This is a genomic window from Billgrantia zhangzhouensis (assembly GCF_021404465.1).
Classification (GTDB): Bacteria; Pseudomonadota; Gammaproteobacteria; order Pseudomonadales; family Halomonadaceae; genus Halomonas; species Halomonas zhangzhouensis.
The window spans coordinates 100,535-122,964 of sequence record NZ_JABFTT010000008.1 but is presented as its reverse complement, the minus strand read 5'-3'; the positions used below and the strand labels follow the sequence as shown (position 1 = coordinate 122,964).

Genomic DNA, 22,430 nt, shown 5'->3' with positions numbered 1-22,430 from the left:
GGACGCTCGGGGCAGCCTCTTCAGCTCCTGCGGAAAGCGGCCAGGTCGTGGGGGTCGAACCCCTCGACCCGCTCGGGCAGCCCCCGCTCCTCGCGTAGACGCCGGATCCTGGCACGCTCGCCGAGTAGTTCGCCGTCGTCGTCCAGGGTACGACCGTTGAGCTCGGCCAACTGCGCCATGCCCTGATGATAGGCGGTCATAAGATGAAGGGCGACGCCGTTGCCCTGATCCATTTCGCGACGCAGGGTGGCGAGGTAGCCACTGAGCCGCGAGAGATGATGCTTGAGCTGCCACACGTAGCGCATCTCTCGCATCCATGGCCGCTCGCGCAGCACGGCGAAGGTCAGGCTGGTCGCCAGCAGGCCGAGAAAGACACCCAGAGCGTTGAGCCACAGGCTGGAGCCGAAGGTGGCGGTCAGCAGTTGAGCGAACAGCATGCCGAAGACGATCAGCTGTCCCGCCATGACGACGCTGATGAATCTCGCCTTACGGCGATAGGTCTCGGGGTCGTGGTGTTCGAAGGTGAACGGCATGCGGGAACTCCTGTATCAGCGATGCCGGGATTATCCCGGCATCGCCACGGCGAGTACAGGCCTCTCGAGCCAGAGTTGCCCGGCTCAGCGCAGCCGCCCCGCGGCTTCCAGCAGCAGCGCCTCGGTCTCCTGCCAGCCCAGGCAGGGGTCAGTCACCGAGACACCATGGCGCAGCGCGCCGGGAGCAAGTTCCTGGCGTCCTTCTTCCAGGTAACTCTCGAGCATCAGCCCCATCAGGGCTGTTTCGCCACCCAGGCGCTGCACCACTACGTCACGCAACACCTCGGCCTGACGCCGATGGTCCTTGCATGCATTGGCATGGCTGCAGTCGACCATCAAGCGCGCGGGCAACCCGGCCCGCTCCAGCATCCGGCGAGCTTCGCCGACCGAAACACTGTCGTAGTTGGGACCATGGCGGCCTCCCCGCAACACCACGTGAGCATGTCGATTGCCTGAGGTCTCGCGCAGCGCCGGGCGGCCCTCTTCGTCGAGACCGAAGTGCTGGTGCGGATGCGCTGCCGCACGGATAGCGTCCACCGCAACCTGTACGTCACCACTGGTCGCGTTCTTGAAACCCACCGCGGCCTCGAGACCACTGGCGAGTTCGCGATGCAGCTGCGATTCGGTGGTACGCGCACCGATGGCGACCCAGGCCAGCAGGTCGTCGAGATAAGCGGCCAGCATCGGCTGCAGCACTTCGGTAGCCACCGGCAAGCCAAGCGTCGCGACTTCGTGCATCAGATGACGCGACAGGTGCAGGCCGTGGGCCATGTCGCCGCTACCGTCCAGGTCGGGGTCGTAGGCAAGCCCCTTCCAGCCTACTGTGGTACGCGGTTTCTCCACATAGACCCGCATGACCGGCAGCAGGCGATCGCTTACCTGCGGCACCAACTCGGCCAAACGGTGAGCGTACTCCAGGGCAGCCAGAGGGTCATGGATCGAGCAGGGCCCCACCACCACCAGCATACGGTCGTCACGGCCGCTGACGATGTCCTGGATGGCGCGGCGCTGGCTGTGCAGGCGTTCGGCCATGAGGGGCGCCACAGGCAGTCGGCGGCGCAGCTCGCCGGGCGTGGGTAGTGTCATTTCGACCCGGCTGGCACGGGCAATATCGAGATCGGCATGGTCATCGGCCAGGCGTTGGGCAAGAGATGCAGGGGCGTTCATGATAGTCAACTCCGTGAGGTCGGCAAACATCGTGTCGTCATGCCACCGGTTATCTCACGGTCGGAGGTGGCGCACTGGACCGACCGCGCGGCGCTAAATCGCCACCCATAGTCCCAGCCGTAATAGGCGTGACGGGCGTAGGCGGCGAAAGTGGCGCGACGTGCGGTCATGGTGCATCTCCTCTGGTTGAATGGTGTCGGGCGAACACCGGGCGCCCAACGCAAAACCCCCGGTCGGGTTGCCGACCGGGGGTTTTAGGGGAGGCAACCCGGTTAGGGTGTGCCTTCGCGGCTGTCCTTGCTCAGGACCCAGCCGCCGGCACACCGGAACTAAACCAATACCAATACTGGCCACCGAAGCCGGCGCCATGCGCAGCCACCGCACACGGGGCGCGGTAGGACGCAGCAATGGGCAGGCTCAGTTTCGGTGTCATGGTCGTCTCCGATGTTCTCGCTTCATCGTGCCGGATCGACGCAGGCTTGGCAAGCGCCGCCTGTCAGCCGGCGATCAGCTGATACCAGCCGATGGTGGCGGGCAAGGCGGACATGCTGACCAGTACCACCAGGCCCAGCACGATGGACAGCAGTCCGCTGTCATCCTTGAAATTAGGGTCGTTCGCCATGGCAAAACCTCGTTATGAGTATCAGGGGGAAAGCTATTCTAACGGAGGTGGCGCCCGCCATCGACCGGCAAGGTGATTCCGGTCACGTAGCGGTTGTCAAGCAGGTAGCGCAGGCTCTGGTAGATCACACCCGGCCCCGGCACCATTCCCATGGCCGACTTGGCCTTGGCCTTCTCGACATAGGCCTCGTCGTCGCCCTCGCCCAGCATGATCAGTGCCGGCGCGATGGCGTTGACCTGGATCCGGGGCGCGTACATGGCGGCGAACGAAAGCGTCAGGTTGGCCAGCCCCGCCTTGGTGGCAGCGTAGGCCGCATGTTTCTTTGACCCCTTCTGCACCACGTAGTCGGTCATGTGCACGATGTCGCGCTGGGGCTCGCCGCAGGCCTCGAGCAGCTCGCGGCAGTGCAGGTTGATTATATAGGGGGCCTGCATGTGGATGCGGAACAGCCGCTCGAAAGCAGCCCCAGCCTCGTCACCCTGACTGTCCGGCGCCCAGTCGCTGGCGTTGTGCACGATGGCCCGCAATGAGCTCGTTTCGCCCTTGAGCCTAGCGATGAAATCGAGAATTCCCGCCTCGCTGGAGAAATCCGCCGGCAGGGTCACGATACCCCGGCTGCGCAGGACCTCGAGTTCGGGACGCTCGCGGCGATAACTGATGATCACCGGGTGCCCGTCCTCGGCTAGGCGCTCGGCGCAATGGCGGCCCAGGCGCTGGGCGCCACCGGTGATCAGGATCGGCGAGGCGCTCATCGCGCGCTCCCCCGACCCAGTACCCCGGCAGTGGGCACCAGCGGCTGGCGCGGTGCATAGGCGAAGACGTCGGAGAAGACCCGGTTCGGTTCCAGGCCCAGCGAGGCCAGTACGTCGACACAGGCATAGACCATACCCGGTGAGCCGGAAAGATAGACATCATAGCCACCGATGTCTTCGAGCCCGCTGGCCAACGCCCGGTCGATGCGGCCTAGATGGCCCTGAATGCGCTCACCGGACACCGGCGGCTCCGGCACTGCCTCGGTGACCACATGGAAGCGCACGTTCTCATGCTGCTCGGCCCACTGCCGCGGCAGGCTCTCGAGATAGAGGTCGCGCCGCTCGCGGGCGGCCCACCACAGCTCGATGGGCCGTTCGGGCGCCTCGTGAAGCGAGGCCTCGACAATAGCCTTCAATTGGGCGAAACCGGTACCGGCGGCAATCAACAGTAGCGGGCGCCGGCTGTTGGTATCCAGCACGCAGTCGCCGCCCGGCAGGCGCACCGTCAGATGGTGCGCCACCACGATCAGCTCACGCAGCCGGGCGGAGTTCTCGCGCTCCGGCCAATGTTGGATATGCAGTTCCAGCGTACCGTCGCCGACATGCGCACTGGCAATGGAGAACGGCACCCAGGTCTCGTCATCCAGCTTGAGTTCGAGATACTGACCCGGCTCATGGGCCATGGCCTCCGCGCGCCCTTCCAGGCGAACGCGGAACACGTCGGGGGTTAGGTCCTCCACCGCCGTCACCTGGCAGCTCAGGGTCCTTGGGGTCATGCAGGCCTCTTGTCGTCAGGGTGTGGGGGCAGGGGGATGCCCAGCTCGTTCCAGCGCTCGCTGACGCGAGCCTTGACGGCCTCGTCCATGACGATGGGCGTGCCCCATTCACGATCGGTCTCGCCGGGCCACTTGGTGGTGGCGTCCAACCCCATCTTCGAACCCAGCCCCGCCACCGGCGAGGCAAAGTCGAGGTAGTCGATGGGAGTATTCTCTACCATCACGGTATCCCGGGCCGGATCCATGCGAGTAGTAATGGCCCAGATCACATCCTTCCAGTCGCGGGCGTCGACGTCGTCGTCGAGTACCACCACGAACTTGGTGTACATGAACTGGCGCAGGAAGCTCCACACGCCCATCATCACGCGCTTGGCGTGGCCGGGGTACTGCTTCTTCATGGTCACCACCGCCATGCGGTAGGAGCAGCCTTCCGGCGGCAGGTAGAAGTCGACGATCTCCGGGAACTGCTTGCGCAGGATCGGCACGAACACTTCGTTGAGCGCGACCCCCAGGATTGCCGGCTCGTCGGGTGGCCGCCCGGTGTAGGTCGAATGGTAGATGGCGTCGCGGCGCATGGTCATGCGCGTCACGGTGAACACCGGGAACTCGTCGACCTCGTTGTAGTAGCCGGTATGGTCGCCGTAGGGACCTTCCGGTGCCGTGTCATCGGGGTAGATGAACCCCTCGAGGATGATCTCGGCAGAGGCCGGCACCTCGAGGTCGGCGTGGCCGCACTTGACCAGCTCGGTGCGCGAGCCGCGCAAGAGTCCGGCGAAGGCATACTCGGAGAGCGTGTCCGGCACCGGGGTCACCGCGCCGAGAATGGTGGCCGGGTCGGCGCCCAGCGCCACCGCCACCGGGAAAGGCTCGCCAGGGTTCGTCTGCTGGAACTCCTGGAAATCCAGCGCTCCACCGCGGTGCGACAGCCAGCGCATGATCAGGCGGTTTCTGGAGAGCTTCTGCTGGCGATAGATGCCCAGGTTCTGGCGCTTCTTGTGCGGCCCACGGGTCACCACCAGCGGCCAGGTGACCAGCGGTGCGGCATCACCGGGCCAGCAGTGCTGGATCGGCAGGCGGTCGAGGTCGACGTCGTCGCCCTCCAGCACCACCTGCTGCACCGGGGCACTACGCACCGTCTTGGGCCCCATGCTCATCACCTGCTTGAAGATCGGCAGCTTGTCCCAGGCGTCGCGAAAGCCCTTGGGCGGCTCGGGCTCCTTGAGGAAGGCGAGCAACTCGCCCACCTCGCGCAGCGCCTCGACGCTGTCCTGGCCCATGCCCATGGCGACCCGCTTCGGCGTGCCGAACAGGTTGCCGAGCAGCGGCATGTCGTGCCCCTTGACGTTCTCGAACAGCAGCGCCGGGCCACCGGCGCGCAGGGTGCGGTCGCAGATTTCGGTGATCTCGAGGTAGGGGTCCACCTCGGCAGTAACACGTATCAGCTCGCCCTGGGCTTCCAGGGCCGCGATGAAGTCGCGCAGGTCGTTGTACTTCATTCGATTTCCCGTTTCCGGAACGACGAAAGGGGCAGCTTAGCATGCCGCCCCTTTCTCTTCCCCGCCGGCCAACGCATCCTTACCCGCGGCTACCCCGTCGACAGGCCTGCGAGGAGGCGCTGTGAACCCATCCCTGGGCGCTACTTTTGCCATCCATGGCAAAAGACCTCCTCTTCGTCCTGTCCCCGGCGCCGCTCACCTCGGCATGGGAGTTCTATGCCCAGGCGTTGAGAGCTGGCCGTTGCGAGCGAAGACGAGACAAGGCGGAAAACAGCGAAAGCGCGGAGTTTACTTTAGTAAATGAGCAGCTTGAGCTGTTTTCCAACGCCGTATCGTCGAGCGCAGCAGGCCAGAATCAACGTCTTTTCATGGCTTCAAAGAACTCGAGGTTGGTCTTCGTGTCCTTCAGCCGGTCGATGAGGAACTCGGTGGCCGCGGTATCTTCCATCGGGTTGAGCAGCTTGCGCAGGATCCACATGCGCTGCATCTCGTCCTCGGAGGCGATCAGGTCCTCGCGGCGGGTGCCGGAGCGGCGGATGTTGATCGCCGGGTAGACGCGCCGCTCGGCCAGCTTGCGGTCCAGGTGGGCTTCCATGTTGCCGGTGCCCTTGAACTCCTCGAAGATCACCTCGTCCATCTTCGAGCCGGTATCCACCAGGGCGGTGGCGATGATGGTCAGGCTGCCACCCTCCTCGATGTTGCGCGCGGCGCCGAAGAAGCGCTTGGGCTTCTCCAGGGCGTGGGCGTCGACACCACCGGTGAGTACCTTGCCGGAGCTGGGCACCACGGTGTTGTAGGCCCGCGCCAGGCGGGTGATGGAGTCGAGCAGGATCACCACGTCCTTCTTGTGCTCGACCAGGCGCTTGGCCTTCTCGATCACCATCTCGGCGACCTGCACGTGACGCGCCGGCGGCTCGTCGAAGGTGGAAGCGACCACCTCGCCACGCACCGTACGCGACATCTCCGTCACCTCCTCGGGGCGCTCGTCGATGAGCAGCACGATCAGGTGGCATTCGGGATTGTTGCGCGTGATGGAGGTGGCGATGTTCTGCAGCATCAGCGTCTTGCCCGCCTTCGGCGGCGAAACGATCAGGCCGCGCTGGCCCTTGCCGATGGGCGCCACCAGATCGATGATGCGCGCGGTGAGGTCCTCGGTGGAGCCGTTGCCGATCTCCATGCGCAGCCGTTCCTGGGGAAACAGCGGCGTGAGGTTCTCGAACAGGATCTTGTGCTTGGCGTTTTCCGGCTTGTCGAAGTTGATCTGGCTGACCTTGAGCAGCGCGAAGTAGCGCTCGCCTTCCTTCGGCGGACGAATCTTGCCGGAAATCGAGTCGCCCTTGCGCAGGTTGAAGCGACGAATCTGCGACGGCGAGACATAGATGTCGTCGGGGCCGGCCAGGTAGGAGCTGTCGGCACTGCGCAGGAAGCCGAAGCCGTCCTGGAGAATTTCGAGCACACCATCGCCGTAGATGTCCTCGCCGCTCTTGGCGTGCTTCTTGAGGATGGCGAAGATGATGTCCTGCTTGCGCGAGCGGGCCAGGTTGTCGATGCCCATCTCGCGGGCGATCTCCAGAAGGTCCGGCACGGATTTTTGCTTGAGTTCGGTAAGATTCATCGGTGTGTTCGGAAGTTGCTCATGTCAGCGTGGCGGCACGGCAGCCGTGGGAATGGTGCGGAAAGAACGGTAAGCCGCTTGGGTGCGTTCAGAGCCCGGAAGAGCTGCCGCTCAGGTGCGATGCCCGTCGCAATACGACCACTCAGCGCAGGAGTCGCCGGCACGGTATCGTGTTCGAGGGAGCAGCGCTTCTTGTCGCCTGAATTTATCGCCTGGTGCGTCTCAAGTGCCGCCAAGGCTTTTGGCACATGACGACGAGCGACAAGAAGGGGGCTGACTGACGACTTGATAATGACCGCGACGCGGACGTCGTGTCTCGGTCGGAAAGCATTCGGAACAGGCGAACGACCCGATGTTAGTCAAGGCCGGCGACGAACGCAACCCCGTCTATCGTTCTCTGAGCGATTGACACGATCCAGCCGTCACAGCACCCTTTAGCCATTCGCCATCAGGATACCTCGATGACCTCACCCTCTGAGCGGCCCCAGCCCGCCAACGACACCGTCATTCTGCCTCAACCGCCAAGTCCCAAGCGCCTGGCTGCGATAGACCTGGGCTCCAACAGCTTTCACCTGCTGGTCGCCCATTATCAGGACGACCGCCTGCAGGTCGTGGCGCGGCGCGGCGAGAAGGTACAACTAGCCGCCGGACTCGATGCCGAAGGCCAGCTCGAGGAAGCCGCCATGCAGCGGGCGCTCGACTGCCTGGCCCGCTTCGCCCCCTTCGTCGCCGACATTCCCCAGGGTCAACTGCGCGTGGTGGGGACCAACGCCCTGCGTGACGCCCGTAACAGCCAGACACTCATCGATCGCGCCGAATCCCTGCTGGGGCATCGCATCGAGATCATCGGTGGCCGTGAGGAGGCACGACTGATCTATCTGGGGGCCGCCCACTCCCTGGCCGAGAACGGCCGCCGGCTGATCATCGATATCGGCGGCGGTTCCACCGAGTTCATCATCGGCGAGCGCTTCGAACCGCTGGCGCTGGAGAGCCTGCAACTGGGCTGCGTGACCTATACCCGGCGCTTCTTCGAGAGCGGCGAGATCAGCGAGAAGCGCATGCGGCGCGCCGAACTGTCGGCCCGCTCGGAACTGGCCAACATCCGTCGTCCCTATTGCCAACTGGGCTGGGACGACCCGGTGGGTTCGAGCGGCACGATCAAGGCTGCCGCCTCGGTCATCGCCGCCGCCAGCGACGCTCCCGACGGCTTGGTGACCCGAAGAGGACTTGCGCGAATACGCAACGACCTGATCGCCTGCGGCCACCTCGACCGGGTGGCCCTGGAAGGGCTCAAGACGGATCGCGCCAGAGTGTTTCCCGCCGGCGTAGCGATCCTCTGTGCCATCTTCGAGGCGTTCGACCTCGATCACCTGCGCTACGCCGATGGCGCCCTGCGCGAAGGCGTGCTCTACGACATGGTGGGGCGCAACAGTCCCGAGGACTCGCGCCTCAAGACGGTGGCATCACTACAGCAGCGCCACGGCGTGGACATGCGCCAGGCCGAGAACGTGGCGCTCTCCGCGGCCCGGCTATTCGCCCAGGTGCGAACGGCCTGGGGGCTCGGTGACGATCAGGCACGCTTTCTCGACTGGGCCGCGCGCCTGCACGAGATCGGCCTGGCGATCTCCCACAGTCAGTTCCATCGCCACGGTGCGTATCTGCTGGAACATTCGGACCTGGCCGGCTTCTCGCGCCCCGAGCAGCGGCTGCTGGCGTTCCTGGTACGAGCCCACCGGCGCAAGTTCCCGCTGCGGGAGTGGCACGCCCTGCCCGAGTCGCAGCAACCTTGCCATTCTCGTCTGGCACGCCTGCTGCGTCTGGCGGTCCTGCTCAATCACTCGCGCGGTGAGCAACCCACCGAAACCCCATGTCTCGAGGTCATCGACGGCGAGACGTTGCAACTGACGCTGGCCGACGGGGAAAGCGACGAGGCGCTATTGCTGCGCACCGACCTCGAACAGGAGGCCGCCTACCAGAAGGCCGCCGGGTTCACACTGGCCCTGAGCTGACGGTTTCCCCCCGCCAGCCGGCCGCCACCCCCAACCAACGACCTGGAGGCAGCAGCGCCGCCACCGGGTCGTCGCCGTTCCATACCACGATCACCTGCCGACGTTGCCATGGCGGCACGCCCCACTCCTGCATCAAACGCTTCAGGTCGCGCCCGCCGCGCCCCGGCAAGCGCAGTCGCTCCCCTCCCCCACGCGGTGCAAGGCGCAAGGCCGCCGGGGCGCCATCTTCCCGCACCAGCCGCACCGGCCAGCGCCCCAGGGGCGTGGACAGGTCCGAGCCGCCCTCCCAGTACGCCTCCCATCCGGCGGGCAAGTCGGGCAATGGCGCCAACAGGTAGAGCGCGTCGCGCCACAAGCGGGCCTCGGCACCGGGCCATGCAACGCACGCCTGGGCGTCGCGCCGGGCGTCGAGCTGCACGAGCAGCGCTTCGAGCCGGGCGGCGGGCGGCGTGGGCAGGCCGAGACGACGGCAACAGTGACGCACCAACAGCCGACAGCGCGGCGCGGTCAGCGCCCGCAACGCCGCCAGATCTAGCCGTCCGGGCTCGCCGCCCAGGCGGACCAGCGTCTCGTCAGCTAACTCCTCCAGCAGCGTCTCGGTCTCGGCGGCATGGGCGGCGCTACGCGCCAGGGAAGCGCGGGCGGCAGGCCAGCGCGCCTCCAGCAGGGGCAAGACCCGATGGCGCAGCAGGTTGCGGTCGAGGCGCTCGTCGGCGTTGCTCGGATCGTCCACCCAACGCACGCCCCGCCGCGCCGCCTCGGCCTCCAGCTCGGCGCGGGACACATCGAGCAGCGGGCGCCCCAGATGGCGCCCCCGCCACTCCCGCGTCGGTGGCATCGCCGCCAGGCCGCGCGCGCCACTGCCGCGCAGGGCGGCGAGCAAAAAGGTTTCGGCCTGGTCGTCGCGGTGCTGGGCCAGCCACAGCGTCTCGCCCGGCATCACACGGCGGGCGAAGGCCGCGTAGCGCGCCTGCCGCGCTGCACCTTCGAGCCCGAGCCCGGCGTCACGCTCGACCCTCACGCGCTCAACGAAGAACGGCACCCCGAGGCGCGAGCAGAGCCGCCGACAGTGGAGCTCGAAACCGTCGGCGATGGCCTGCAAGCCATGGTGAACGTGCAATGCGTACAATGGTCGGGGATGGCGCCGCCAGGCCGCGGCAGCGAGCGTGAGCAGCAGGCTCGAATCCAGCCCGCCGGAGAGTGCCACCCAGACGACACGCCCCGGCGGGGTCTCCGCCAGGGCGCGATCAACCGTTAATTGAAGGGACATTGAGAACCCTCCAGCCTAGCGGAGCACGGAAAGACCCTTAGGCTGGAGCGCCATAGCTCATCAGTCGCTCATACCGACGTTCGAGGAGTGCATCGGTCTCCATCGCCTCGAGCCGCTCGAGACTCGCCAGCAGCGATGCCTTGATCCGTTCGGCAGTGGTCTGAGGGTGGCGATGAGCGCCACCCAAGGGCTCCTCGATCAGGGTGTCGACGAAGCCCAACTCCTTGAGCCGCGTGGCGGTGATACCCATGGCCTGGGCGGCGTCGGAGGCACGTTCGGCGCTCTTCCATAGGATCGAGGCGCAGCCTTCCGGTGAGATCACCGAGTAGGTGGAGTATTGCAGCATGGCCAACTCGTCGCATACGCCAATCGCCAGCGCCCCACCGGAGCCGCCTTCACCCACTACGGTGGAGATGATCGGCGTCTTGAGCCGCGACATCACCGCCAGGTTGTAGGCGATGGCCTCGCTCTGGCCGCGTTCCTCGGCATCGATGCCGGGGTAGGCGCCCGGCGTGTCGATGAAGGTGAGCACCGGCATCTTGAAGCGCTCGGCCATCTCCATCAGGCGGCACGCCTTGCGATAGCCCTCGGGGCGCGGCATACCGAAGTTGCGCCGCACCTTCTCTTTCACCTCGCGCCCTTTCTGGTGGCCGATCACCATCACTGGACGGCCTTCGAGACGGGCAACGCCGCCGACGATGGCAGGGTCGTCGGCGAAGCGACGGTCGCCGTGCAGCTCATCGAAGTCGGTGAAGACATGCTCGAGGTAGTCGAGCGTGTAGGGGCGCTGGGGATGGCGCGAAATCTGCGACACCTGCCAGGGTGTCAGGTCCTTGAAAATCGATTCGGTGAGCTTGCGACTCTTTTCCTCAAGGCGACTGATCTCATCGCTGAGGTTGAGTTGGCTGTCGTTGCCGACCAAGCGTAGCTCTTCGATCTTGGCCTGGAGTTCGGCGATGGGCTGTTCGAAATCGAGATAGTTGGGATTCATAGTGGCTGGGCCGCCTTGTCATTGCTGTCGCCGGGGCATGATGAACGCTGTTCGTCCCGGAAGCCATAAAATCGAGTGTCGGGCATTATCGCACCCTCAACGCACGGCGCAAGGCAACGTATGCGGACTTCGCTAGCACCGAGGGCTGCCGGGGACAGGCCGAAGAGGAGGTCTTTTGCCATGGATGGCAAAAGTAGCGCCCAGGGATGGGTTCACAGCGCCTCCTCGACGGTCCGGCGCTCCGGGGCCTGTCGCCGGATCAGCCCCGATGCCTTGTTTGGCGCACCTCGCTCAAGTCTGGATTAACTTTCTGTAATCAGCGGTACTTAAGCCGCACGCCATCTTGCCCTTCTACTTCACGCAGCGCGATCAGCAGCTCGTCGCTGGGCGCCACGCGCCACTGCGCGTCGAGCTCCATCCAGCCGGCGGCCACGTCGTTGCGGTAGCGCAGCCGTACCGGCAGGCCACCGTCGTCGCGGTGCGGAGTGAGGCTCGCGCGCAGCGAGTCGACCAGCCGGCCGTTGACCCGGGTGCCGTCTAGCGACAGCTCCACTGCTTCGCCGTAGCGGGCGCGGGCGGCCACCATCGGCGTGACCTCTTTGCCGCGCAGGCGCAGACCGCCGGAGAAGTCGTCGCTGGAGACTTCGCCCTCCACGATCAGCACCTGGTCGGCCTCGATCTGTCCGCGCAGCTGATCGAACAGTTCGCCGAACAGCGAGGCCTCGATGCGTCCGGTGCGGTCGTCCAGGGTGATGAAGGCCATGGTGTCGCCGCGCTTGGACTTCATGGTGCGCACCGCCACCACCAGGCCGGCCACGCGCTGCGGTTCGCGCGACGGCTTGAGATCGACGATACGAGTGGAGACGAAACGGGCAAGCTCCTTCTCGTACTCGTCGATGGGGTGGCCGGTGAGGTAAAGCCCAAGGGTCTCCTTCTCACCGGCCAGACGCTCCTTGTCGGTCCACTCGCGAGCACGCCGATAGGTCTCGTAGGGGTCGCTCTCGGCCTCGTCGTCGGCGAAGGCCTCGCCGAACATGTCCATCATGCCCAGGCTCTGGTTGGCCTGGGTCTGGGCGGCGGCGCGGATGGCATCGTCCAGGGCGGCAGCCAGCACCGCCCGGTTCGGTCCCAGGTTGTCCAGGGCGCCGGAGCGGATCAGCGCCTCCAGGGTACGCTTGTTCATGCGCTTGGGGTCGACCCGGCGGCAGAAGTCGAACAGGTCGTTGAACGGACCATCGGCCTCGCGTGCCTCGACGATGGCACCGATGGGACCTTCGCCCACACCGCGAATGGCACCTAGGCCGTAAACCACGCGGCCCTCGGTATCGACCGTGAACTTGTAGTCGCCGATGTTGACGTCCGGCGGTGTCACGGTCAGACCGATACGCCGCGACTCCTCGATCAGCGGCACCACCTTGTCGAGGTTGTCCATTTCGGTGGACATCACCGCGGCCATGAACGGGCCAGGGTAGTGCGTCTTGAGCCAGGCGGTCTGGTAGGAAACCAGGCCGTAGGCCGCAGAGTGCGACTTGTTGAAGCCGTAGCCAGCGAATTTTTCCACCAGGTCGAAGATGTTGCCGGCCAGCTCCTTGTCGATACCGTTGGCGGCGCAACCCTCCATGAAGCCGCTGCGCTGCTTGGCCATCTCCTCGGGCTTCTTCTTGCCCATCGCCCGGCGCAGCATGTCGGCCTGGCCCAGCGTGTAGCCAGCCAGTACCTGGGCGATCTGCATCACCTGCTCCTGATAGAGGATGATGCCGTAGGTGGGCTCGAGCACCGGCTTGAGCCACTCGTGCTGGTAGTCCGGGTGGGGGTAGGAGATCTCCGCGCGTCCGTGCTTGCGATTGATGAAGTCGTCGACCATGCCCGACTGCAGCGGGCCCGGGCGGAACAGGGCCACCAGGGCAATCATGTCCTCGAGCGAGTCGGGCAGCAGGCGCTTGATCAGTTCCTTCATGCCACGCGATTCGAGCTGGAACACCGCCGTGGTCTCGGCGCGCTTGAGCATTTCGAAGGTGGGACCGTCGTCGAGCGGGATGCTGTCGATGTCGAGCGGGCCCTCGCCCTTGGCCGCTCGCACCTTGTCGACCATTTCCAGCGCCCAGTCGATGATGGTCAAGGTACGCAGGCCGAGAAAGTCGAACTTGACCAGCCCGGCATCCTCAATGTCGTTCTTGTCGAACTGCACCACCAACCCCGAGCCGCCCTCGTCGCAAAGTAGCGGCGAGAAGTCGGTGAGCTTGGTCGGGGCAATCACCACACCCCCGGCGTGCTTGCCGGTGCCGCGGGTGATGCCTTCGAGCTTGACCGCCATCTCCCAGATCTCGGCGGCTTCCTCGTCGGCCTCGAGAAACTCCTTGAGTGCCGGCTCGGCCTCCAGCGCCTTGGCCAGGGTCATGCCCACCTCGAAGGGAATCAGCTTGGAGAGCTTGTCGCCCAGCGAGTAGGGCTTGCCCTGGGCGCGGGCCACGTCGCGCACCACCGCCTTGGCCGCCATGGTGCCAAAGGTGACGATCTGCGACACCGCATTTCGCCCGTAGCGGTCGGCCACGTACTCGATCACCCGGTCGCGCTTCTCCATGCAGAAGTCGACATCGAAATCGGGCATCGAAACCCGCTCGGGGTTGAGGAAGCGCTCGAACAGCAGGTCGTATTCCAGCGGGTCGAGATCGGTGATCTTTTGCGCGTAGGCCACCAGGGAGCCGGCCCCGGAGCCTCGCCCCGGCCCCACCGGCACGTCGTTCTCCTTGGCCCACTTGATGAAGTCCATCACGATCAAGAAGTAGCCGGGGAAGCCCATCTGGATGATGATGTCGAGTTCGAAATCAAGGCGCTCGCGATAGCGCTTGTCGATCTCGGCGTACTCAGCGCTGTCGCGGGGGTACTTCTCGGGCGGGTAGAGGAAGTCGAGGCGCTCGTCGAGGCCGTCGTGGGAGACCTTGCGGAAGAATTCGTCCTGGGTCATGCCCTCGGGGATCTCGAACTCCGGCAGGAAGATCTCGCCCAGACGCACATCGACGTTGCAGCGCGCGGCGATCATCACGCTGTTCTTGAGCGCCGCGGGAATGTCGGCGAACAGCTCGGCCATCTCCGCCGGGCTCTTGAGGTATTGCTCTTCGGTGTACTTGCGCTCGCGGCGCGGGTCGTCCAGCGCCTTGCCCTCGCCGATGGCGACTCGCGTCTCGTGAGCCCAGAAGTCGTCGCGCTCGAGGAAGCGCACGTCATTGGTGGCTACCACCGGCGTATCGCTGGCCATGGCCAGTTCCACCGAGAGGTGCACGCACTCCTCTTCCAGTGGCCGCCCAGTGCGGGTCAGCTCGAGATAGTAACGGCCCGGAAAGGCAGCTTTCCACTCCTCGAGCAGCACACGCGCCTCGTCGCGATGGTCTGCCAGCAGGTGGCGACCAATTTCACCCTCGCGACCGCCGGAGAGGGCGATCAGCCCCTCACTCTGCTCAAGCACCCAGCGCTTCTCCAACAAGGCACGCCCTTGCCGCTGCCCCTCCGTCCAGCCACGCGAAATCAGCTCGGTGAGGTTGCGATAGCCGGTGTCGTTCATCGCCAGCAGGGTCAGCCGGTAGGGATGCTCGTCATCGTAGGGGTTGGTCAGCCACAGGTCGGTGCCGATGACCGGCTTGAGCCCGGCTCCCTGGGCTCCGCGGTAGAACTTGACCAGGCCGAACAGGTTGGCTTCGTCGGTCACGGCCAGTGCCGGCATGCCCTGCTCGGCAGTCGCCTTGAGCAGCGGCTTTAGCCGCACCAGGCCATCGACCAGGGAGTATTCGGTATGCACGCGGAGATGAACGAAAGGCGTGGTCATAAGAGGCTCGGGGCTTGGCGGTAAATGGTCGACACGTGAAACGGGCTGTGATCCTGCAGTATGACTCGACGTCCTGCTCCGCTCGGGCTGATCCGGCACCCTCGCTATATTGGGAGCGACTCATGGGCTAAAGCAGCTCGAGCTGTCCCTTCAGCGGAGCGAACGAGCGGCGATGCTCGGGCAAAGGCCCAAGACGCACCAGCGCGTCCAGGTGCTCGGGCGTGGCGTAGCCCTTGTGACGGGCGAAGCCATACTCGGGGTAGAGGCCATGGAGCGCCACCATCTGGGCGTCGCGGGCCACCTTGGCGAGTATCGAGGCGGCGGCGATGGCCGGATGGCGGGCATCGCCCTTGACGATCGCCTGGCCGGGAACATGATGCCCGGGCAGGCGATTACCGTCTACCAGCAGGTACTCCGGCACCAGCGGCAAGGCATCGATCGCCCGGCGCATGGCCAGATGCGTGGCATGGTAGATGTTGAGTTCATCGACTTCGGCATGTGTGGCCTCGGCCACGGCGAAGGCCAGCGCCTTGTCGCGAATCTCGACGTCCAGCGCCTCACGTCGCTGTGGCGTTAGTTTCTTGGAATCGGTCAGGCCTTCGATAGGACGCAGCGGATCCAGGATCACCGCCGCGGCGACCACCGCGCCGATCAGCGGTCCACGCCCCACCTCATCGACGCCGGCCAGTAGATGGCCTTGGTAGTCGATCGTTAGCGGTGGCAGGTGGGATTCGTTCATGCCTCGCTCCTCTTGCCTTGCGTCTCTGCGCTCTGCTCCATCGCTTCGCTCGCCAGAGACTCGGGCAGCGGACGCCCCGCGACCACGGCCTCGATGGCCTCGACCGCCTTGGCGCTGGCATTGCGCTGCAACCCTGCATGCAGGCTGGCAAAACGCGCCTCGAGATCGGCCCGTGCATCGGCATCGTCGAGCATCGCCCCAAGGCGCTCGACGATCGCCTCGACACTAGCCGCATCCTGAATCAGCTCCGGCACCAAGGTCTCCTGGGCGATCAGGTTGGGTAACGAGATCCACGGTGTCTTGACCAGGCGCTTCGCCAGCCAGTGTGTCAAAGGCGCCATGCGGTAAGCCACCAGCATCGCACGATGACACAGCATCGCCTCCAGAGCGGCCGTACCGGAAGCGAGCAGCACGGTGTCGCTGGCCACCATGGCCTGGCGTGCCCGACCATCGAGCAAAGTGGTCCGTTCAGCGAGCAACGGACGGTGTTCGAGAAGCTCTTCCAGCGCCTGACGGCGCAGTGGGGTCGCGGCCGGTATCACCACCTTCAACGCCGGCCGTTCGCGACACAGCTGCTCGGCGGCATCAAGGAAGATTTCACCGAGATAGCGGATCTCGTTGGCCCGGGAACCGGGCAGTACGGCCAGTACCCTATCGTCTGGCATCAGGCCGAGTTCGGTGCGCGCGCCGTCACGATCGTTGACCAGAGGTAGCTCGTCGGCCAGAGGATGGCCGACGAAGGCCACCGGCAGCCGATGCCGTTCGTAGAAGGCCGCCTCGAAGGGCAGCAGAGCCAACATGGCATCTACCGAGCGGACGATTCCCTTGACCCTGCCCTGGCGCCATGCCCAGACCGTCGGGCTGACGTAGTGCATGGTGGTGAGGCCGGCCTCACGCAACTGACGCTCCAGCCCCAGGTTGAAGTCGGGCGCGTCGATGCCGACCATCACGTCCGGCTGCCAGGCCAGCGCATCGGCACGCAGCGTGCGGCGAACGCGAACTAGCTCAGGCAGGTGCTTGAGCACCTCGACCAGCCCCATCACCGAAAGCGTCTCCAGGGGAAAACGGCTGTCGATACCTTCGGCAATCATGCCGGGACCACCGATACCGCGGAACTGTACCTGCGGATGACGCGCCTTCAGGGCGCGCATCAGGCTGGCGCCAAGCTGATCACCGGACATTTCGCCAGCGACGATATAGACACGCGCGATTCCGCTCATATCATCCTCATCGCCATGACCTCATGTTTATCCTGCAGAGGCACCAGCGCCTCCGACACGCTATCGCTCAGCGCACGATGCCGCGAGTCGAAACTTCGATGGAAGCGGCAAAGGCCTCGGTTTCGGGCAGCGAATAGCGGCTACGGATTTCGTCCAGCGCCTGGGCGACGGTCAAGCCCTGACGGTAGACCAGCCGGTAGCTGTCGCTCAGCGCCTTGATCGCCTCGGTCGAGAAACCGCGCCGCTTGAGTCCGACCAGATTGAGGCCGTGGACCTGGGCGGGGTTGCCGTTGATCATGACGAAGGCCGGAGTGTCCTTGGTGATGATCGAACCGCCACCTGCCATGGCATGGTCACCAAAGTGGCAAAACTGGTGAATCGCCGACAGCCCGCCGAGAATGACGAAATTTCCCAGGGTCACGTGGCCGGCCAGGGTCGCCTGATTGGCCAGCACGCAGTCGTCGCCGATGATGCAGTCATGGCCAACATGGACATAGGCCATGAACAGATTGCGCGAGCCGATAGTGGTTTCGCCACGGTCCTGGGCGGTGCCGCGATGCAGGGTCACCCCTTCGCGGATGACGTTGTCGTCGCCCATTACCAGCCGCGTCGGCTCACCGGAATATTTCTTGTCCTGGCAGTCCTCGCCAACGGAGGCGAACTGAAAGATGCGGGTGCGGGCCCCCAGTACGGTAGGGCCCTTGATGACCACATGTGGGCCGATGCGACTGCCGGGCCCGATCTCGACGTCGGGCCCGATCACGCTGAAGGGACCGACCTCGACATCCTCGGCCAGACGTGCCCCGGGGTCGACGATGGCAGTGGTATGTATCAAGAAACCTTCCTCTCCGCACAGATGATATCGGCCTCACAGACCAGCTCACCGTCAACGGTAGCACGACAGGCAAACTTCCAGATGCCGCGCTTTTCACGCTCGACCCTGGCCTCCAGCTTCAGGCGGTCGCCCGGCATCACCGGTCGCTTGAAGCGCACGTTGTCGCTACCCACCAAATAATAGACGTAGCCGTCGGCAGGCAGCTTGTTGACGGTCTTGAAGCCGAGAATGCCGCAAGCCTGAGCCAGTGCCTCGAGTACCAGCACGCCCGGCATGATCGGGTGGTGGGGGAAGTGGCCGTTGAAGAATGGTTCGTTGATGCTGACGTTCTTGTAGGCAACGATGGATTCGCCGAGGCTCAGCTCCATGACCCGATCCACCAGCAGGAAAGGGTATCGGTGCGGCAGATAATCACGAATCTCGTTGATGTCCATTACCATCGTAGCGACCTCTGAAATGAAGTAGGGAAGCCATCGCGAGCGGCAACGCGTGCCGCCCCGGCTTCCCGAAAAACGCCTGCTCAGGCAGGCGGGAATTATAGCGCCGCCCGATTTCGTCTCAACCCTCTTGGCTGCGCTTCTCCAGCCGGCTCAAGCGACGAGCCATGTCGTCGAGCTGCTTGAAACGTACCGCGTTCTTGCGCCACTGGGCATTGGTCATGGCCCCGGTGCCCGATGAATAGACGCCCGGTTCGTGGATCGAGTTGGTCACCAGGCTCATGCCGGTGACCTGTACGCCGTCGCAGATCGTCAGGTGTCCTGAGAGACCCACCCCCCCCCCCAGCATGCAGTTCCTGCCCACCTTGGTGGAGCCGGCGATCCCGACACAGCCGGCCAGCGCCGTATGATCGCCGATGCGCACGTTATGCGCGATCTGTACCTGGCTGTCTATCTTGACGTCGTTACCGATCACGGTGTCGTCGAGCGCACCGCGGTCGATACTGGAACAGCTGCCAACCTCGACGTCGTCGCCCAACACCACGCCACCGAGCTGGGCGATCTTGTGCCAGCGGCTGCCATCGTGGGCGAAGCCGAAGCCGTCGCCGCCGATCACGCAGCCGCTGTGCAGGATGGCCCGCGCCCCGATGATCACGCCATGACAGACGGTGACGTTGGGGTGTAGCCGTGAGCCGGCGCCGATATGCGAGCCGGCACCGATGAAGCAGCCGGCGCCGACCACCACCTCGTCCCCCAGCTCCACCCCGCTCTCGACGACGGCATTGGGGCCGATCGAAACCCGCGCACCCAGCACCACGTCGTCCGCCACCACGGCCGCCGGATGGACGCCACCTTGCGGCGGCGCAAGGATGGGATCGAACAGCTGCGACAGGTGGGCATAGCCAAGATAGGGATTGGCCAGTTCCAGGCGCGCCACAGGGCAGGCAGCGGCATGCTCCGGATGCAGCAGCACGGCACCGGCCCGCGCGTTGGCGAGATCCTTGAGGTAGGAGCGGTTGGCAACGAAAGCGACCTGGTCGGGACCAGCCTCCTTGAGGGAAGCCAGCCCCCGGACCCGGCGGCTGCCATCGCCGACCAGATGAGCACCGAGCCTTTCGGCAAGCTCGGCCAGGGTGAATTCGGGAGTAGCAGGGTGCGTCATGGAAACCCGTGTCGACCGCGTGCGGCAGTGCCGCAATGGATATCAGAGTGAGTTGAGAATCTCGATCACTTCACCCGTCAGGTTAGGCAGGTCCTGTTCGGAATGCAGCACGCCCTGGGGCTCCACCAGCACCTGCACGCCGTGCCGCGAGATGACCTGTTCAACGGCCTGCTCGAGCTTCGGTTCGGCCTGCTGCAGGAACTCCTGCTCGGCGCGCATCTGCTCTTCCATGATCTGCTGACGCAGTTGCTCGAAGCGGCTGCCCTTCTGCTGGAACTCCTGGATCAACGACTGACGCTGGGCATCGGGCAGGCTTTCTCCTTCCTGCTGCAGTCGCTGCTGCAGCTGGGAGAGTTCCTGCCCCAGAGACTGGGCCTCCTGCTGCTGCCCAGCCAGACGGCTCTCGAGCTGCTGCATGGAGCGCTGGGCGGCATCGGACGCGAGCAGCGCCTGGCGCCAATCGAGTACCGCAACCTCGGCCGAGTGGGCCGGCAGCGCCACGATGGCCAGCAAAGCCAGGCAGAGAATGGCTGTCAACTTACGCATGTAGAACACCTCTTGGCAGGCCGGCTCAGAAGGTCTGGCCCAGTGAGAATTGGAAGAACTGCGTATCGTCGCCGCTCTCGTCGTTGAGCGGCTCGGCGATGCTGAAGGTCAACGGTCCCACCGGAGTCAGCCAGGAGAGCCCCACGCCGATGCTGTAACGCAGGTCGCCCAGGTCGACCCCGGACGAGCAGCGTGACGGTTCGTCCCCGGGCATCACGTCATAACAACTGGTCAGGAAAGTGTTGCCGGCGTCGATGAAGAAACCGGTCTGCAGCGAACGCTGGTCCTCGATGAAGGGCAGCGGGAAGAGCAGCTCGGCACTGCCTTCGATCAGGACATTGCCGCCCAAGGTGCGGTCACGCCCGGACTCGCGCGGCGTGGTGCGCTGGCCCAGAGTGTTCCCGGTGAAGCCGCGTACCGAACCCAGGCCGCCAGCGAAGAAGTTCTCGTAGAACGGATAGGGATCGCTGCCGATGCTATCGGCATAGCCCAGGGTAGTGCCGAGCTTGAGCGCCCAGGTCTCCTCCTCGTTGAGGGCGAAGAGCTGCTGGGCACGCGCGCGCAGCTTGAAGTAGTCGGCATCGCTGCCGGGGGCCGCGGTCTCCAGCGACAGGCGCTGATAGTTGCCGGAGGTGGGCATGATGCCGCGGTTGAGATTGTTGCGCGTCCAACTGGCGGTAAGCTTGAGGCTCTGGGCGCTGTCGCCTTGCTCCTCGACGTAGCGCACGATCTCCGAGGCGGTGTCGCGATAGGTCTTGACCGTCAGGTCCTCGACGCTGGCACCGAAGTTGAGCCGCGACAGCTCGCTGATCGGATAGCCGAAGTTGATCCCCGCGCCGTAGGCGTCGGTGGAGTACGTCGAAATGTCCGAATCCTCGTAATCGGTTTCGCGGTAGAACAGGTTGTAGCCGCGCGAAATGCCATCCAGCGTCCAGTACGGGTCGGTGAAGCCGAAGTTGACACTGGTGAAGGTATCGCTTCGCTGGGCGCCGATGTTGACGCGGTTGCCGGTACCCAGGAAGTTGTTCTGAGCCAGCGCCGCGCCGTAGATCACGCCAGCGCTCTGGGAGAAGCCGATGCTGGCCGAAATCGATCCGGAGGGCTGTTCCTCCACCGTATAGGTGACGTCCAGCTTGTCAGACTCACCGGCCACCGGCTGGGTCTCCACCTCGACCTGACGGAAGAAGCCCAGTCGCTCCAGTCGACGGCGCGACTGGCTGATCGATTCGGTGGAAGCCGGCGCCCCCTCCATCTGGATCATTTCGCGGCGCAGCACCTCGTCCTGAGTAGTGGTATTGCCGATGAAGTTGATCCGCCTCACATAGGCACGCTGCCCCGGCTCAATGCTGAAGGTGAGATCGACGGTCTCGCCATCGGCACGCGGTTCGGGCACCCCGTCGACCCGGGCAAAGGCGAAGCCCTCTGCGCCCAGGCGCGAGCGCAGCGCCTCGGTGGAGGCGGTGACGTCGCTACGCGAGAAGATCTCGCCACTCTGCACTTGCAGCAGGTTGCGCGCCTCGCGTTCGCCGATCTGCAGGTCGCCGGCGAAGCGGATGTCGCCCAGGCGGTACTGGCTACCCTCGTCGACGTTGATGGTGACGAAGATCTGCGACTTGTCCGGGCTGATGGAAACCTGGGTGGAGGTGATATTGAAGTTGACGTAACCGCGATCGAGGTAGAACGAGCGCAGCCGCTCGAGATCGCCGGCCAGCGCCTCGCGGGAGTACTCGTCACGGGAGAACCAACCGAAGAAACGTCCCGGGCGGTCGTTGAGTTCGAATACCTCGCGCAGCTCGTCGTCATCGAACTGGCGATTGCCGACGATATTGATCTGGCGGATATTGGCGACGGCACCTTCGTTGATGTCGATATCGACCTGAACCCGGCCCTCGTCGATCTCACTCACGCTGGTTTCGATACGGGCGCTGTAGCGCCCCTGGGCCTGGTAGACACCCTCGAGTTCGCGCTGGATGTCCTCGAGCGTGGAAATTTGCAGCACCTGACCTTCGGCTAGTCCGCCTTCGCGCAGACCACGGCGCAGGTCTTCCTCGGAGAGGCGACGGTTGCCACTGATGTTGAGCCGCGAGATGGTTGGCCGCTCGACGACCTGAATGACCAGGACGTCGCCGTCACGGGCGAGCTGAATGTCCTCGAACAGGCCAGTGGCGAACAGGTTGCGGGCTGCCTCGGCAAGCTCGCGGTCGTCCACCCTGTCTCTTGCGCTGATGGGGAAGGCGTTGAAGACGGAGGCGGCGGAAACCCGCTGCAGCCCTTCCACGCGGATGTCGGAAACTTCAAAGGATTGGGCCAGCACCGTACTGGAACCGGCCAGCAGCAGTGCCGCCAGTCCGAGGGTCTTGATATTCATGCAGTCGCTTCGCTCGCGTTGATCCGCCTGCCTGTCCAGACAGGCACCATATACATATGTGCGGGTGACTGA

Annotated in this window: 18 protein-coding genes; 1 reads left to right on the top strand and 17 read right to left on the bottom strand. The window is 64.9% G+C overall.

The window, feature by feature from the left end; all coding sequences use genetic code 11:
- Window positions 1-20 precede the first annotated feature (20 nt).
- The 7 genes from HOP51_RS11865 to rho form a co-directional block, all read right to left on the bottom strand.
- Entirely contained in the window at window positions 21-533 is a 513-nt protein-coding gene (locus tag HOP51_RS11865) for a DUF3087 family protein (protein WP_234274110.1), read from the bottom strand.
- Between the two features lie 84 nt (window positions 534-617).
- Window positions 618-1,700, bottom strand: a complete 1,083-nt coding sequence (locus HOP51_RS11860; protein WP_267957718.1) for a 3-deoxy-7-phosphoheptulonate synthase — start codon at window positions 1,698-1,700, stop codon at window positions 618-620.
- Window positions 1,701-2,196: 496 nt separating this feature from the next.
- A complete protein-coding gene (locus tag HOP51_RS20915; RefSeq protein WP_267957717.1) occupies window positions 2,197-2,322 on the bottom strand; it encodes a hypothetical protein in 126 nt (41 codons plus the stop codon).
- Between the two features lie 38 nt (window positions 2,323-2,360).
- On the bottom strand, window positions 2,361-3,074 hold the full coding sequence (gene folM, locus HOP51_RS11855; RefSeq protein WP_234274109.1) for a dihydromonapterin reductase: 714 nt from the start codon (window positions 3,072-3,074) through the stop codon (window positions 2,361-2,363).
- Complete coding sequence (locus tag HOP51_RS11850) at window positions 3,071-3,850, bottom strand: NAD(P)H-flavin reductase (protein WP_234274108.1); 780 nt, start codon at window positions 3,848-3,850, stop codon at window positions 3,071-3,073. The genes folM and HOP51_RS11850 overlap by 4 nt, the downstream gene beginning before the upstream one ends.
- The gene (ubiD, locus tag HOP51_RS11845) at window positions 3,847-5,346 is read right to left on the bottom strand and encodes a 4-hydroxy-3-polyprenylbenzoate decarboxylase (protein ID WP_234274107.1); all 1,500 of its coding nucleotides are present in this window, start codon (window positions 5,344-5,346) and stop codon (window positions 3,847-3,849) included. The genes HOP51_RS11850 and ubiD overlap by 4 nt, the downstream gene beginning before the upstream one ends.
- A gap of 355 nt (window positions 5,347-5,701) precedes the next feature.
- A complete protein-coding gene (gene rho, locus HOP51_RS11840; protein WP_234274106.1) occupies window positions 5,702-6,961 on the bottom strand; it encodes a transcription termination factor Rho in 1,260 nt (419 codons plus the stop codon).
- Between the two features lie 461 nt (window positions 6,962-7,422).
- Here rho and ppx point away from each other — a divergent pair, with 461 nt between their 5' ends.
- Window positions 7,423-8,970 (top strand): exopolyphosphatase, encoded by a 1,548-nt coding sequence (gene ppx, locus HOP51_RS11835; protein WP_234274105.1) that lies wholly within the window; start codon window positions 7,423-7,425, stop codon window positions 8,968-8,970.
- Here ppx and tilS read toward each other — a convergent pair.
- The 10 genes from tilS to bamA form a co-directional block, all read right to left on the bottom strand.
- Complete coding sequence (gene tilS / locus HOP51_RS11830) at window positions 8,951-10,240, bottom strand: tRNA lysidine(34) synthetase TilS (RefSeq protein WP_234274104.1); 1,290 nt, start codon at window positions 10,238-10,240, stop codon at window positions 8,951-8,953. The two genes, ppx and tilS, sit on opposite strands and share 20 nt — an antisense overlap.
- Before the next feature lie 37 nt (window positions 10,241-10,277).
- Window positions 10,278-11,231 (bottom strand): acetyl-CoA carboxylase carboxyl transferase subunit alpha, encoded by a 954-nt coding sequence (gene accA / locus HOP51_RS11825; protein WP_234274103.1) that lies wholly within the window; start codon window positions 11,229-11,231, stop codon window positions 10,278-10,280.
- Window positions 11,232-11,547: 316 nt separating this feature from the next.
- Complete coding sequence (gene dnaE / locus HOP51_RS11820) at window positions 11,548-15,051, bottom strand: DNA polymerase III subunit alpha (protein ID WP_234274102.1); 3,504 nt, start codon at window positions 15,049-15,051, stop codon at window positions 11,548-11,550.
- Between the two features lie 127 nt (window positions 15,052-15,178).
- Complete coding sequence (gene rnhB, locus HOP51_RS11815) at window positions 15,179-15,790, bottom strand: ribonuclease HII (RefSeq protein WP_234274101.1); 612 nt, start codon at window positions 15,788-15,790, stop codon at window positions 15,179-15,181.
- Entirely contained in the window at window positions 15,787-17,010 is a 1,224-nt protein-coding gene (lpxB, locus tag HOP51_RS11810) for a lipid-A-disaccharide synthase (RefSeq protein ID WP_234274100.1), read from the bottom strand. The genes rnhB and lpxB overlap by 4 nt, the downstream gene beginning before the upstream one ends.
- Window positions 17,011-17,077: 67 nt before the next feature.
- Window positions 17,078-17,845, bottom strand: a complete 768-nt coding sequence (gene lpxA / locus HOP51_RS11805; RefSeq protein WP_234274099.1) for an acyl-ACP--UDP-N-acetylglucosamine O-acyltransferase — start codon at window positions 17,843-17,845, stop codon at window positions 17,078-17,080.
- Window positions 17,842-18,285 (bottom strand): 3-hydroxyacyl-ACP dehydratase FabZ, encoded by a 444-nt coding sequence (gene fabZ / locus HOP51_RS11800; protein ID WP_159548917.1) that lies wholly within the window; start codon window positions 18,283-18,285, stop codon window positions 17,842-17,844. The genes lpxA and fabZ overlap by 4 nt, the downstream gene beginning before the upstream one ends.
- A 118-nt stretch (window positions 18,286-18,403) precedes the next feature.
- Window positions 18,404-19,444, bottom strand: a complete 1,041-nt coding sequence (gene lpxD / locus HOP51_RS11795; RefSeq protein WP_234274098.1) for a UDP-3-O-(3-hydroxymyristoyl)glucosamine N-acyltransferase — start codon at window positions 19,442-19,444, stop codon at window positions 18,404-18,406.
- A 42-nt stretch (window positions 19,445-19,486) separates the two neighbouring features.
- Window positions 19,487-19,990 (bottom strand): OmpH family outer membrane protein, encoded by a 504-nt coding sequence (locus HOP51_RS11790; protein WP_234274097.1) that lies wholly within the window; start codon window positions 19,988-19,990, stop codon window positions 19,487-19,489.
- Between the two features lie 25 nt (window positions 19,991-20,015).
- Window positions 20,016-22,358, bottom strand: coding sequence for an outer membrane protein assembly factor BamA (bamA, locus tag HOP51_RS11785; RefSeq protein ID WP_234274096.1), 2,343 nt, complete (start codon window positions 22,356-22,358; stop codon window positions 20,016-20,018).
- Window positions 22,359-22,430: the final 72 nt, after the last annotated feature.

What these genes read in the sequence shown, in the direction of transcription:
- HOP51_RS11865 (WP_234274110.1), bottom strand. Translation starts at nt 533, where the DNA reads ATGCCGTTCACCTTCGAACACCACGACCCCGAGACCTATCGCCGTAAG.
- HOP51_RS11860 (WP_267957718.1), bottom strand. Translation starts at nt 1,700, where the DNA reads ATGAACGCCCCTGCATCTCTTGCCCAACGCCTGGCCGATGACCATGCC.
- HOP51_RS20915 (WP_267957717.1), bottom strand. Translation starts at nt 2,322, where the DNA reads ATGGCGAACGACCCTAATTTCAAGGATGACAGCGGACTGCTGTCCATC.
- folM (WP_234274109.1), bottom strand. Translation starts at nt 3,074, where the DNA reads ATGAGCGCCTCGCCGATCCTGATCACCGGTGGCGCCCAGCGCCTGGGC.
- HOP51_RS11850 (WP_234274108.1), bottom strand. Translation starts at nt 3,850, where the DNA reads ATGACCCCAAGGACCCTGAGCTGCCAGGTGACGGCGGTGGAGGACCTA.
- ubiD (WP_234274107.1), bottom strand. Translation starts at nt 5,346, where the DNA reads ATGAAGTACAACGACCTGCGCGACTTCATCGCGGCCCTGGAAGCCCAG.
- rho (WP_234274106.1), bottom strand. Translation starts at nt 6,961, where the DNA reads ATGAATCTTACCGAACTCAAGCAAAAATCCGTGCCGGACCTTCTGGAG.
- ppx (WP_234274105.1), top strand. Translation starts at nt 7,423, where the DNA reads ATGACCTCACCCTCTGAGCGGCCCCAGCCCGCCAACGACACCGTCATT.
- tilS (WP_234274104.1), bottom strand. Translation starts at nt 10,240, where the DNA reads ATGTCCCTTCAATTAACGGTTGATCGCGCCCTGGCGGAGACCCCGCCG.
- accA (WP_234274103.1), bottom strand. Translation starts at nt 11,231, where the DNA reads ATGAATCCCAACTATCTCGATTTCGAACAGCCCATCGCCGAACTCCAG.
- dnaE (WP_234274102.1), bottom strand. Translation starts at nt 15,051, where the DNA reads ATGACCACGCCTTTCGTTCATCTCCGCGTGCATACCGAATACTCCCTG.
- rnhB (WP_234274101.1), bottom strand. Translation starts at nt 15,790, where the DNA reads ATGAACGAATCCCACCTGCCACCGCTAACGATCGACTACCAAGGCCAT.
- lpxB (WP_234274100.1), bottom strand. Translation starts at nt 17,010, where the DNA reads ATGAGCGGAATCGCGCGTGTCTATATCGTCGCTGGCGAAATGTCCGGT.
- fabZ (WP_159548917.1), bottom strand. Translation starts at nt 18,285, where the DNA reads ATGGTAATGGACATCAACGAGATTCGTGATTATCTGCCGCACCGATAC.
- lpxD (WP_234274098.1), bottom strand. Translation starts at nt 19,444, where the DNA reads ATGACGCACCCTGCTACTCCCGAATTCACCCTGGCCGAGCTTGCCGAA.
- HOP51_RS11790 (WP_234274097.1), bottom strand. Translation starts at nt 19,990, where the DNA reads ATGCGTAAGTTGACAGCCATTCTCTGCCTGGCTTTGCTGGCCATCGTG.
- bamA (WP_234274096.1), bottom strand. Translation starts at nt 22,358, where the DNA reads ATGAATATCAAGACCCTCGGACTGGCGGCACTGCTGCTGGCCGGTTCC.